Source organism: Chryseomicrobium palamuruense, from assembly GCF_042649045.1.
Taxonomy (GTDB): Bacteria; Bacillota; Bacilli; order Bacillales_A; family Planococcaceae; genus Chryseomicrobium; species Chryseomicrobium palamuruense.
Window position 1 is genome coordinate 68,483 of sequence record NZ_JBHSEF010000026.1, and the last position, 12,458, is coordinate 80,940.

The 12,458-nt window shown below is 42.9% G+C and carries 12 protein-coding genes; 9 read left to right on the top strand and 3 right to left on the bottom strand.

Translation table 11 applies throughout. The features are described 5' to 3' along the window. Positions 1–13 precede the first annotated feature (13 nt). Complete coding sequence (locus tag ACFO0S_RS12705; RefSeq protein WP_378142472.1) at positions 14–1,204, top strand: acetate kinase; 1,191 nt, start codon at positions 14–16, stop codon at positions 1,202–1,204. 83 nt (positions 1,205–1,287) lie between these two features. Here the strand turns inward: ACFO0S_RS12705 and ACFO0S_RS12710 are convergent, their stop codons facing one another. Further along, entirely contained in the window at positions 1,288–1,746 is a 459-nt protein-coding gene (locus ACFO0S_RS12710; protein WP_378142473.1) for a universal stress protein, read from the bottom strand. Between the two features lie 193 nt (positions 1,747–1,939). Between ACFO0S_RS12710 and ald the strand changes: the two genes are divergently transcribed. Genes ald through ACFO0S_RS12725 form a run of 3 tightly spaced genes read left to right on the top strand, consistent with a single transcriptional unit; the run spans position 1,940 to position 3,793 of the window. Continuing rightward, positions 1,940–3,061: an alanine dehydrogenase gene (ald, locus tag ACFO0S_RS12715; protein WP_378142474.1), complete on the top strand. Its 1,122-nt coding sequence runs from the start codon at positions 1,940–1,942 to the stop codon at positions 3,059–3,061. A 58-nt stretch (positions 3,062–3,119) separates the two neighbouring features. Further along, positions 3,120–3,479, top strand: a complete 360-nt coding sequence (locus tag ACFO0S_RS12720; RefSeq protein ID WP_378142475.1) for a fluoride efflux transporter FluC — start codon at positions 3,120–3,122, stop codon at positions 3,477–3,479. Positions 3,480–3,481: 2 nt separating this feature from the next. Beyond that, on the top strand, positions 3,482–3,793 hold the full coding sequence (locus ACFO0S_RS12725; protein WP_378142791.1) for a fluoride efflux transporter FluC: 312 nt from the start codon (positions 3,482–3,484) through the stop codon (positions 3,791–3,793). A gap of 316 nt (positions 3,794–4,109) precedes the next feature. On the opposite strand, the gene ACFO0S_RS12730 is transcribed toward ACFO0S_RS12725, so the two are convergent. Continuing rightward, positions 4,110–5,189, bottom strand: a complete 1,080-nt coding sequence (locus tag ACFO0S_RS12730) for a M24 family metallopeptidase (protein WP_378142476.1) — start codon at positions 5,187–5,189, stop codon at positions 4,110–4,112. A gap of 94 nt (positions 5,190–5,283) precedes the next feature. Between ACFO0S_RS12730 and ACFO0S_RS12735 the strand changes: the two genes are divergently transcribed. Beyond that, on the top strand, positions 5,284–5,961 hold the full coding sequence (locus tag ACFO0S_RS12735) for a metal-dependent hydrolase (RefSeq protein ID WP_378142477.1): 678 nt from the start codon (positions 5,284–5,286) through the stop codon (positions 5,959–5,961). A 60-nt stretch (positions 5,962–6,021) separates the two neighbouring features. Continuing rightward, positions 6,022–7,329, top strand: coding sequence for a DRTGG domain-containing protein (locus ACFO0S_RS12740; protein ID WP_378142478.1), 1,308 nt, complete (start codon positions 6,022–6,024; stop codon positions 7,327–7,329). 41 nt (positions 7,330–7,370) lie between these two features. Here ACFO0S_RS12740 and ACFO0S_RS12745 read toward each other — a convergent pair whose 3' ends face one another. Beyond that, entirely contained in the window at positions 7,371–7,673 is a 303-nt protein-coding gene (locus tag ACFO0S_RS12745; protein ID WP_378142479.1) for a YtpI family protein, read from the bottom strand. A gap of 91 nt (positions 7,674–7,764) precedes the next feature. On the opposite strand from ACFO0S_RS12745, the gene ACFO0S_RS12750 reads away from it, so the two are divergent. From ACFO0S_RS12750 to ACFO0S_RS12760, 3 genes are all read left to right on the top strand, one after another. Continuing rightward, on the top strand, positions 7,765–8,691 hold the full coding sequence (locus ACFO0S_RS12750; RefSeq protein WP_378142480.1) for a DHH family phosphoesterase: 927 nt from the start codon (positions 7,765–7,767) through the stop codon (positions 8,689–8,691). A gap of 10 nt (positions 8,692–8,701) precedes the next feature. Beyond that, positions 8,702–11,713 (top strand): DNA polymerase III subunit alpha, encoded by a 3,012-nt coding sequence (locus ACFO0S_RS12755; RefSeq protein ID WP_378142481.1) that lies wholly within the window; start codon positions 8,702–8,704, stop codon positions 11,711–11,713. Between the two features lie 117 nt (positions 11,714–11,830). After that, positions 11,831–12,457, top strand: coding sequence for a FadR/GntR family transcriptional regulator (locus tag ACFO0S_RS12760; RefSeq protein WP_378142482.1), 627 nt, complete (start codon positions 11,831–11,833; stop codon positions 12,455–12,457). Position 12,458 lies beyond the last annotated feature (1 nt).

Here is a 12,458-nt window from a genome sequence, read left to right on the forward strand (position 1 = left end):
AGAGGAAGATTCGATGCATAATATACTCGCTATCAATGCGGGGAGTTCATCCCTAAAATTTCAACTCGTTCGTGTCCCTGAAGAGCGAATTGTCGCCAAAGGTCTGATTGAGAGAATCGGACTGACGGATTCCTTTATCACCGTAACAGTGGACGACCACAAAACAAAAAAGTTAGAGAAGATCCCAAATCATCACGTAGCCGTCCAATTCTTAATGGACTCGTTGGTTGAGACGGGGGCTATCCGCTCACTTCATGACATACACGGCATTGGCCACCGTGTTGTGCACGGCGGGGAAGTATATAGTGATTCGGTCATGATAACAGATCAAATTATCGATAAGCTGAACGAGTTATCTGAACTTGCTCCTTTGCATAATCCAGCCAACATCACGGGAATTGTCAGTTTCAAAGAAGCTTTACCTGATGTCCCTGCAGTTGCTGTATTTGATACGGCATTCCATCAAACGATGCCTGAGAGTTCATTCCTCTATTCAATTCCGTATTCGTATTATGAAAAATATGGTATTCGTAAATATGGTTTCCATGGAACCTCTCATAAATACGTCTCCGAACGCGCAGCGGAACTATTAAACCGTCCAATTGAAACGACGCGCTTCATTTCGTGTCACCTTGGAAACGGGGCAAGTATTGCTGCGATTCAATACGGAAAATCCATTGATACATCTATGGGCTTCACACCTCTTGCTGGTGTCACCATGGGTACACGTTCAGGAAACATTGACCCTGCATTAATTCCATTTTTAATGGAGAAAACGGGACTAGATGCTGAACAAGTCCTGGATATTTTGAATAAGAAGTCGGGAATGCTTGGCGTCTCTGGTTTTTCAAGTGATTTACGAGATATCGTGGAAGAAGCAGAGAAAGGCAATGACCGTGCGCAACTGGCATTGGATGTATTTGCGAATCGTATTCACAAATACATTGGTTCCTACGCAGCGCGCATGAACGGTGTCGATGCAATCATTTTCACAGCTGGAATTGGAGAAAATAGTGCAATTGTGCGTTCGAAAGTTTTACAAGGACTACAGTTTATGGGGGTCTATATGGATCACGAGCTAAATAAACAGATCGGAAAAGAGACGGCAATTAATTATCCTCATTCACCAGTCAAGGTCCTTGTCATCCCAACGAACGAAGAAATTATGATTGTCCGCGACACAGTTCGTGTAGCGAATTTATAACATAAGCAAAGACACCTGACGATTATATCAGGTGTCTTTTAGTGAGGGCTTCATAAATATCTGTTGTTCCACTACCTGATAACTTATTCGTCATCGTATGGAGCGTCAGTACGAACGACTAGTACATCACATTTTGATGTGCGTACAATGTTTTCAGAAACACTACCAATTAAGAAACGTTCTACTGCATTTAAACCAGTTGCCCCTACGATGATTAAGTCTGCATTGACTTTTGTTGCAAGGTCCTTTGAAATGATGGTTTTAGGGGAACCATATTCAACAAGTACATGTACTTTTTCGACACCGTGTTTTTCTGCTTCTTGCTTGTAGCCATCTAAAAGTTCTTCAGCAAACTTTTGTGCCCGTTCTGCAATCGAGCGGTCATACGCTTCGATAGATGCGAATGAACGTGTATCAATAATATTGGCAAGGTGTAGAGTTGCATTGTTGCGGGCCGCAATGCCTACTGACTTTTTAAATGCTAATTCCGCTTCTTTCGAACCATCTACTGCAACTAAAATTTCATTGTACGATAAGGCCATGTTTTACCTTCCTCCTTTAAAATGAATTCACTTACTTATTTCGACATGAAAAGATAAAACTCCTTTTTTAATTGTAAACAATTTAGAAGTATACCTAAAAGATAATTGAAATTCCTCCTAAAAAATAATTAAAGCTTTTTTTAGACACATTTGCTAAAATGGATTTGATTTAAGAAAAGGGAGGCACTTACTCATGAAAATCGGCGTTCCAACAGAAGTCAAAAACAATGAAAACCGTGTTGCCATGACACCAGCAGGTGTAGTTTCACTTGTAACGAATGGTCATGAAGTATATATTCAATCCGGGGCAGGTTTAGGCTCTAGCTTTACTGATGAAGATTATACACAAGCAGGTGCTCATATCGTTGCTATAGCACAAGAAGCTTGGCAGCAAGAAATGGTCATGAAAGTGAAAGAACCTATTGCTTCTGAATATGATTTTATTCAACCAAACCAAATTTTATTTACATATTTACATTTAGCTCCTGAACCAGAATTGACAGCAGTTTTACTTGAGAAATACGTAACCGCGATTGCCTACGAAACGGTTCAATTACCAAACAATACACTTCCATTACTTTCTCCAATGAGTGAAGTAGCAGGACGCATGGCGACACAGTTAGGTGCACAATATTTAGAAAAAATCAACGGCGGAAAAGGTATTCTTCTTGGGGGTGTACCAGGGGTTGAACGCGCTAACGTAACCATTATTGGCGGCGGAATCGCAGGAACAAATGCAGCGAAAATGGCTGTCGGTCTTGGCGCAAATGTCACAATCATTGATTTAAGCCCGGAACGTCTGCGTCAACTGGATGACTTGTTCGGTTCAAGCGTACAGACGTTGATTTCAAATCCTTATAACATTGCGGAATCATTGAAGAAATCCGACTTAGTCATTGGTGCTGTATTGATCCCGGGTGCGAAAGCTCCTAAATTAGTATCCGAAGAGATGATTAAATCGATGAGCCCAGGTTCTGTGGTGATTGATATTGCCATCGATCAAGGTGGTATTTTAGAGACGTCTGATCGAATTACAACTCACGATGACCCAACATACATTAAACATGGCGTGGTTCACTACGCCGTAGCAAATATGCCTGGAGCTGTTCCACGTACGTCAACCATTGCCCTGACTAACACAACAGTTCCTTATGCAGTTCAAATTGCAAACAAAGGGTACAAACAAGCATGTGTAGACAATCCATCACTACGTAAAGGGTTAAATACTCTTGCAGGTCACTGTGTGTATCAAGCTGTTGCAGATGCGCAAGGCCTTGAATACAAGGATGTAGAAGACGTATTGGCAACGGTTTAAAAAAGTAAGACTGACTCCACTCGAGTCGGTCTTTTTTTCACTTGAAGGGAGGAGTCTCATGTTTGCAGTTTTTTTAGGTGGGGCCATCGGGTCTATTCTACGTGCTATTCCCCTGTTACTCATCCCGGGGGTGAGTTCAGGATTTCCTCTATCCACTCTTCTTGTTAACTGGCTTGGTAGTGCAGGAATTGCTATTGCTTATCTTCACTACCGAAACCGATCGCCTAACTTTTTTCAGCGGTTTTGGATGACGGGTTTTTTTGGCGGATTTACAACGATGTCTATCTTCAGCTTTGATTCATTGATTTTGTTTCAAACGGAAGAATGGCTTCTCTTAATGGGATATATTCTGTTGACACTTCTTGGCAGTGTAGGAATTGTCAAATGGATGCTTCTTAGAGGAGGCGAGACGACATAATCATTGTACTCGTTGCTCTTGGCGGGGGATGTGGTGCTATTCTTCGGTATCTCTTGAGCAGATGGAATGTTACATTTCCATTTGGCACACTTACGGCCAATGTACTCGCTGCCCTTTGTATAGGATTTCTCATTCCTTATCTGAAAGAGGGAAATGTATTCGCTTTTTTTGTTACAGGAATCTGCGGTTCACTGGGCACGGTTTCGACATTTGCATTAGAAGCCGTGACAACGAACTATTCCATCCGTTATATGTTGATTACATGGTTACTCACTTGTGCGGCAGTTTATATCGGCCACCAGTTGAACTCATAAAATTTTTATACGTAAAAGAATGAAGCTTCTCCAAATCCGAAGACTCCTGAAGCATCAGAGGATTCACGAGACCCCACAGTGGGGAGCAAAGCGCAAACCTTAATGTGGAAAAGGCTGGTCCAGAAACTCTGTGAAGATCAGGCGGGCCAGAAGAGGCGTTCTTTGCCTCTACTGGAGCGAATGATTTTTACGTGTGTTTCTAGCCTTTGCAACTGGATACCACTTTGGGTAACCACGAGCAGGCTCGGGGATTCTCGCTTCGGAAAGCGTAGGATTTGGGGGAGCTTCATGATGTTAACACTAAATGCAAATAAAATTAAAGCACAATCAGGTCTTTCGTAAATTTGGTCAGGACTTCAACTCCGTCTTTTGTGACGACGACATCGTCTTCAATACGAACACCCGTGATTTCTGGATGGTAAATGCCTGGTTCGATGGTGAAGACCATTCCTTCTCGTAAGGCGAGGTCATTTTCTCCGTGAACGGAAGGATACTCGTGAACGGAGATTCCAAGTCCGTGGCCAAGGCGATGCGTGAAGAAGTCTCCGTAACCTGCTTCCGTAATTACATTACGTGCCGCGGCATCTAATTCTTTTGCAAGAACGCCTGGTCTTACTAAAGCGACAGCTGTTTCTTCTGCGTGTCGTACCGTTTCATAAATTTCGCGTTGTTCCGGTGTGGGTTCTCCAAAAGCGACTGTACGTGTGATATCCGAACAATAGCCCCCTACAACTACCCCTAAATCAAATAATACGAAATCGCCTTTTTGAATTTTACGGTTTCCAGGTGTCCCGTGGGGAGACGCCGTCTTAGGTCCACTTAATACCATCGTACTAAACGACATCGATTCTGCACCTTTTGCTTTTACCGCAGATTCGACAGCTGTTAAGATATCCATTTCTGTTTTGCCTTCTGCAATCAATCGACACCCTTCTTCAATCGCATAATCCGCGAGTTCTGCAGCTTTCCGCAGTTGCACGAGTTCTACTTCCGTTTTAATCAAACGCATTTCCGTGACTCTGTCATCAATGGCTGATAAAGCAACCCCTTGAATTCGCTCTTCTAAAAATTCTTTTCGCTCGACGGTCATATGTGATTTTTCAATGGCAAGTTTCGCTACAGGCACTGTGAATTGGGAGACAAGAAGGTCCCATGCATTTTCTGTATCCATATGTCCGATAATTTTCCCGTCAAAAACTTCTGATGCATCTGGAACTTCCATCTTCGGACAAATCAAAAAGGACTCGCCTTCAGCAGGAATAAACACGCCGAGTAATCGTTCGTGCGGATTGCTTCTGAATCCTGTGAAATAAAAGACATTATCTGGTGTTGTAATAAAAGCAGCATCGACTTGCTGCTCTTTTAGTACAGCTTGTAGCTGAGTGATTTTTGTCATCTCAATAACCTCCTAAGTGTTTAACTATCCATTTCTCATACTATCATAGTACAATTTGAAATAGGCAGTAAAATCTGAAAATGGAGGGAATCAAATGAATATTAGTTATCACGGACATTCCGTAGTGAAAGTCACGACAGGAGATTTTACCATTTTAATTGATCCATTCTTAACTGGAAATGGACAAGGGGATTTAAAACCAGAAAATGAGAAACCGACACATATCTTATTAACACATGGTCACAATGATCACGTAGGAGATACGATAGCACTTGCTAAGGAGAATAAGGCGCTCGTCATTGCAACATTTGAACTTGCTGATTATCTCGCAACACAAGGAGTGGAGACGCATGGCATGGGAATAGGGGGCGGACGTACATTTGACTTTGGGCATGTGAAGTACACGCAAGCCTTTCATAGCTCATCGTTTACAGACGAGGAAGGAACCGTTCATTATACAGGGATGCCAGCTGGAATTATTCTGACTGTTGAAGACACAAAGATTTATCACGCAGGCGACACAGGACTGTTTAGTGATATGAAACTCATCGGTGAAGAGGGCATCGATATTGCGTTTGTTCCAATAGGAGATAATTTTACAATGGGACCACGGGATGCTGCACGTGCAGTCGAATGGATTTCTCCAAAAATCACTGTGCCTATGCACTACAATACATTCCAACCGATCGAGCAAGATCCGGAAGAGTTTAAGAGATTGGTTTCACATGCAGATGTGCAAATTTTAAAAGCAGGAGACCGCGTGTCACTTTAACTTCCCCTGTGTTGAACTATGGTAAGATGAAGGGAACACTGTAATGGGGCGTGAACAACTGTGTCAACCAAACATGAACAATTACTGAATTATATAGAATCGCTACCTGTTGGAGATAAAATTTCAGTCCGGCAGATAGCGAAAGAATTATCGGTCAGTGAAGGCACGGCGTACCGAGCCATCAAAGAAGCTGAAAATCGTCGCATTGTTTCCACCATTGAACGGGTGGGAACGATACGGATTGAAGTGAAACGAAAAGAGAATTTCGAACGATTGACGTTTGCGGAAGTGGTCAATATTGTTGATGGACTTGTGCTTGGTGGGAAGTCAGGATTACATAAATCGCTGAGTAAGTTTGTCATTGGTGCCATGCAAGTCGATGATATGATGCGCTATGTAGACCCAGGAAACTTATTGATCGTTGGAAACCGTTTTAAAGTTCATGAACATGCACTCCGTGCAGGTGCAGCCGTACTTGTAACAGGTGGATTTGATGTACCCGAAGCTTCGAAACGACTAGCGGATGAATTGGAGTTGCCGTTGATTTCTACGAGCTATGACACGTTTACGGTTGCGACAATGATCAACCGGGCAATAGACGATCAGCTGATTAAAAAAGATGTGTTATTGATAGAGGATATATATATTCCAAAGCAACAGACTGCTTATCTGCATCACACGGATAAGGTATCGCACTACCGTGAACTGAATACAGAGACCAACCATGGTGGCTACCCCGTTGTGGATGCGAAAGACAATGTAGTAGGAGTCGTTACCGCTCGGGATGTGATGGATGCAGAAAGTGATGAACTAATCGAAAAAGTCATGACGAAAAATCCAATCGTTATCTCCTTGACGACAAGTGTTGCGGCTGCCAGTCACCGAATGGTATGGGAGAGTATCGACTTACTCCCGGTGGTCAATGATGCCAACAAACTGCAAGGAATTATTAGTAGGGAAGATGTCTTAAAGGCTCTACAAGCTTCTTCTCGTCAACCGCAAAATCGCGAAACGATTGATGACATCGTCAAATCGCAAATGACGATTGCTACAGATGATAAAACGGCTGTTGAATTTCAAGTGACACCGCAGATGACCAATCATTTTGGGACGCTGTCCTACGGCGCGTTCACGACGGTAATCACGGAAGCGGGATCCCAAGCGTTACGTTCGCGAAAGAGGGTCGAGAGTGTCGTGGAAAACATGGCGGTCTATCATACAAAGCCTGTTCCACTCGATGCCCATTTAAAGGTGATTACGAAAGTACTTGATTTTAGTCGACGCATGGCGAAGGTCGATGTCGAAGTGTATAACGATAAAGTTCTCACTGGTAAAGCACTCATTACTTATCAAATCTTTGATCATTAAAAAAGACCGTCCGGAAAAAAATTCGGGCGGTCTACTTCTGTTTATTGATTCAATTCCCATTCTTCTTGAACAAACTGTCCATAGTGCTTAGATGCTTTGAAATTATGGAAGGCCATATACCCACCTAAAACTAGAAACAGTCCAACTACAATGTAGGTAATGGTATCTGGAAAAAGGAATAGATAGTTCAATCCGAATAAGAAAACAAACGTGCCCATGCAGATTCCACTTTTCGCAGCATACCATTTTTTTCGAATCGGTAAATCTGTTCGGAATTGCTTTGTTTTAAAATAAAAATACCATACAATAGATATAATAATCCCAACGACTAAGAACGAATTCACGCGAATATCCCTCCAAAAACTTGCTCATTTCAGTTTACAGTCTTTTGAAGGAAATTGCGACCTTGGGAACCATCCAATAGGGGGAAATTCAATGCACCGTCAAATCCTGGACAAAATTAAGGCTTACTCGAAAATAGTCATTCATCGACACGTGCGACCGGATCCGGACGCCTATGGTTCCTCTATCGGTCTTTATCACTTGCTTCAAGAAAATTACCCAGAAAAAGAGATTTGGGTGACAGGGAAACCAGATGCAACTCTCGATTATCTGGCCACTCTCAAACCGGTACCTGATGGTGCGTTTCAGGATGCACTCATCATTGTTACAGATACCGCCAATACAGCACGCATTGACGATCAACGGTATACACAAGGGGATTACTTGATTAAAATTGATCACCATCCAAATGAAGAACCATATGGCGATTTGATCCATGTCGATACTAATGCCAGCTCAGTAAGTGAAATGATTTATGAACTGTTTCTTGTGGCAAAACAAGAAGAGGGTTGGCAGATGAATGCAACAGCTGCGCGACTTCTATATGCAGGTATAGTGGGAGATACGGGGCGCTTTATGTTTAGTAGTACATCTCTTGCGACAATGACGTATGCCGGTGAGTTGATGAGCTTTGACTTTGACCGGACGAAATTATTTAACGACATGTACGAAGTGTCTCCAAACGTTCTGAAATTAAAAGGCTATGTCTATGAGAATTTTAAGATGAAGAATGGAATCGGTCACGTGAAAATGACACGAGAGCTTTTGAAAGAATACGGGGTCAATCAATCAGAAGCCTCTTTACTTGTCAGTGCTTTAGCTGACGTGAAAGGGATGCGTGCCTGGGTGTTCTTCATCGAAGATGAAGACTCGATTCGTGTTCGCTTGCGTTCAAAAGGTCCGATTATCAATGTGATTGCGAAACAATTTAACGGTGGGGGGCATCCACTCGCTTCCGGAGCGACGATCTACAAATGGGAAGAAATGCAGGACGTATTAGAAGAAATGTATAAACTTTAGGAGGTTTCTCATGGCGGTCACCTATCCACAAATACGCACATCCATGGATCTACTGAGCAGTACAATACGGCTCGATCGCTTGAGTACTTTTCTAGTCGAGCAGCGTGTCCAACTCGCAGCCATTACAAACTCAACTCTTTATGGGGTACTCCCTTTTTATGATGCCATGATAGCTCATGGTATTCAGCCTGTGGTGGGTCTGCGCTATTTTCTTCAGTTTGAGGAAGAGCGGTTAGAAGTCGTTAGTTACGCAAAGACCGAAGTGGGGTGGAAGAATTTACTCAAGCTATCGAGTGCGATTGAAACAAAGCATGTCGAAGCCGTTCCCTTCTCCTGGTTCCAAGCTTACTCAGAAGGACTTTTCCATACTCTTGTCGTGAGTGAAGAAACGAACGAACAGGTGCATACGTTGTTTTCATCATCTATTGTGCCTGCTGTTCGAAAAGAAACGGTCATCCATGCAAAATTTATTGAGACGCTCTCTAAGACAGCGTCTTTCATCATTCCATATGCACCTGCAGATATGGAATCAGAAGAGGACCAGCATGCCTATCAGGTTCTTTCCGCTCTAAGACAAGGAAAGAAGTTACAAGACGTGAAAACAGTACAAGGACAACCTCTCTTAAAGAAAGAAGAGTGGGGGGATTTTTCACAATTAGGAAACTGGCATCAACATTTCTATGCCCAGTTTTCTTCCACATTTTCTCTGACGAGTAAACAACCATTGCTCCCTCGTTTTTCTGTCCCACCTGGGCAATCCTCAGATACATTCCTTGAAAAACAAGCACAACGTGGGCTGGAAGCGAAAGTACCAAACTATGATCAAACGTATGAGGAGCGTTTAGCAAAGGAACTGGGTATCATTCAACAAATGGGCTTCAGTGATTACTTTTTAATTGTCCAAGATTTTATTGCCTACGCACGTAGTCAAGGAATCTCAGTGGGACCTGGGCGAGGATCTTCAGCTAGCTCTCTAGTTGCCTATTGTCTTGGTATCACAAATGTAGATCCACTTGCGTACGGTTTATTGTTTGAACGCTTTTTAAATCCCGAACGTATCTCGCTTCCGGATATTGATGTAGACTTTGCGGATTATCGCCGAGATGAAGTCATTCAGTATGTCCGCCAAAAATACGGCCAACACCACGTGGCGCAAATCCTTGCGTACGGAACGTTGTCAACGAAAGCCGTCGCACGAGAAGTGGCTCGAGTGATGGAATATCCACAAGAAGTGTTGGCATTTCTTTCTAAAACGATTCCGTCTCAAGCAACGACTCTCGACGAAGTGGTCAATACGAATCGCGATCTGCAAAGTTTTGTCAAACGGGACGAACGAAACCAGCTTTGGTATTCCTTAGCCCGACGACTTGAAGGCTTCCCACGGAATACTACCGTCCATGCCGCAGGTGTCGTCATCTCTCCAGTTCCTATTGTGCAAGTCGTTCCGATTGAAGAACACCAAGAAGGGATGTTTTTAACCCAGTGGACGATGAAAGAAGTGGAAACAGCCGGACTTTTGAAAATGGATTTCTTGGGTCTGCGTAATTTAAGTATGCTCGATCAGATGACATATCTGATTCGAACACACGAGCAGTCGAATTTTACATTGGAAAGCCTTCCAGATGAAGATCGAGCCACATTTGCTACGCTCGCTTCAGGAGATACATTAGGGATTTTTCAGTTTGAATCTCCGGGCATGCGAAATGCACTTCAAGTAGTGGAACCACAGACGTTCCGAGAAGTGGTCGCGGTCAATGCCCTTTTCAGACCAGGTCCTATGGCATTTATTCCAACGTTTGCAGCTCGAAAAAAAGGAAGAGAGCAAACGGAATATCCGCATCCATCACTCGAGCCTATTTTAAAAGAAACGTATGGGATTATTGTCTATCAAGAGCAAATCATGCAAATTGCCCGTAGTGTTGGGAATTATTCGTATGCGGAAGCAGATTTATTACGCCGTGCGATAAGTAAAAAAGACCGGAATATTCTTGAAAAAGAGCGCCGCCAATTTGTCGACCGTGCTAGGTCCAATCAATTCCCTGAAGAAACAGCGAAAGTTATTTATGATCTAATTGTGCGTTTTGCTGAGTATGGTTTTCCGAAAAGTCATGCAACAGCCTATAGTTTGATTGCGTATCAGATGGCGTATATTAAAACACATTACTCAGCTTCTTTTTATGCAGCTTATTTATCGTCAACAACGGGAAACAAAGATAAGCAAGCACATGTCTTCCGTGAGATGAAACGGAAGGGTGTTCGTATCGAGTCACCTGACCTCTGGAAAAGCCGAGCTTCATTTTCTCTCGAACAAGACCGGGTGCGTATTGGTCTATCTAGTATTAGTGGCGTCCCAAGACCTTTCGTTCAGCGTCTACTTGCCATTCGTAAACAAAAAGAACGTCCGTGGAACAGTTTATTTGAGCTCGCAGCGGATCTTTCCGCTAAACATTTTACACGTGCCTCCTTGGAGCCTCTTATCAAGGCTGGGGCACTCGACTTTTTAGGCAAAGACCGTGCTGTTCTCTTAGCAAGTTTGGATCCTGCCATCATGCATGCTGAACTCGTTCGTCCAACTGATGACGTGGATTTGTTTGGTACAGATACGCACTCATTTGGTGAACCAAAGTACACGGAACAGGCAGACATGCCGCTCGGCTATAAATTACAATACGAAAAAGAAGTGTTGGGGACTTATATCACGACACATCCAGTCGAACTGGTGAGAAATAAAGTAAACGCGTCCGTCGAGACACTGGACCGTGTGGATCACCTCGTCGGCAGACGAGTCGATGTCATTGGTCTTATTCGAGACATCCGTAAAATCCGTACTAAAAAGGGACAAGCCATGGCATTTGCGTTACTTGAAGATGAACGGTCAGAAATCGATCTAACGTTTTTTCCTGAAACGTTTGCGAGTATCAATTTGCATTTAAAAGAACAGACCATCGTACACATGACCGGGAAAGTGGAACAACGAAATGGTCAGTATCAACTTATTGTTCAATCGATGGAACCTATCTAACTGTCAGCAAATGCTGGCAGTTTTTTCGTCTTTCTAGTTGTTTCTCTACATAAAATGCGGTATGCTATCCATGTGAGTGGTCTGACCACTTTCAAATAAATGGGAAAAGGTGTTTGAATGACAACCTCCTCACCAAAATTATTTATTGAAATCGTTCAACAATTACGGTCTCTCATCGAAGAGGAACGTATTCCTATTGGTGGTAAGTTACCATCTGAACGCGTTTTAGCCGAACAGTTAGACGTCGGTAGATCAACCATCCGTGAAGCATTACGCAGTTTAGAACTACTTGGATTGATTGAAACACGCCGTGGAGAAGGAACTTTTTTAGCGGACTATCGTAAACATCAGTTAGTAGAAGTGTTAGCAGCATTCATCTTACAAGACACGAAGTCGAGCGAAGATGTAACAGCTACTAGAATAACTATAGAGAAACAGGCCATGGCGGATGTGATGCAGCGAAACTCGAATTTGTTCCGCACATGGAAAAATGCATTAGATGAGTTAGAAACGATCAAGAGGGACTGGCTCATCAAAGAAATCGTAATTGCTTCTGGTAATCGATTATCTTTTAAAATTTGGCTATTATTGACAGAGTACAGTGGCAAACCTTATCAAAAAGATATGACGCCTGATGAAATGACACTTTGGCATCAGTTATTAGATGCCCTTGAAAAGAAGAACCGTGATCAAGCCTATGCACACTATGATGCGTGGTTCGAGTACATAAAGGGGAGAACGTAAA

Coding starts and splice junctions, on each gene's coding strand:
- ACFO0S_RS12705 (WP_378142472.1), top strand. CDS start 14: ATGCATAATATACTCGCTATCAATGCGGGGAGTTCATCCCTAAAATTT.
- ald (WP_378142474.1), top strand. CDS start 1,940: ATGAAAATCGGCGTTCCAACAGAAGTCAAAAACAATGAAAACCGTGTT.
- ACFO0S_RS12710 (WP_378142473.1), bottom strand. CDS start 1,746: ATGGCCTTATCGTACAATGAAATTTTAGTTGCAGTAGATGGTTCGAAA.
- ACFO0S_RS12750 (WP_378142480.1), top strand. CDS start 7,765: ATGCACCGTCAAATCCTGGACAAAATTAAGGCTTACTCGAAAATAGTC.
- ACFO0S_RS12730 (WP_378142476.1), bottom strand. CDS start 5,189: ATGACAAAAATCACTCAGCTACAAGCTGTACTAAAAGAGCAGCAAGTC.
- ACFO0S_RS12755 (WP_378142481.1), top strand. CDS start 8,702: ATGGCGGTCACCTATCCACAAATACGCACATCCATGGATCTACTGAGC.
- ACFO0S_RS12720 (WP_378142475.1), top strand. CDS start 3,120: ATGTTTGCAGTTTTTTTAGGTGGGGCCATCGGGTCTATTCTACGTGCT.
- ACFO0S_RS12760 (WP_378142482.1), top strand. CDS start 11,831: ATGACAACCTCCTCACCAAAATTATTTATTGAAATCGTTCAACAATTA.
- ACFO0S_RS12735 (WP_378142477.1), top strand. CDS start 5,284: ATGAATATTAGTTATCACGGACATTCCGTAGTGAAAGTCACGACAGGA.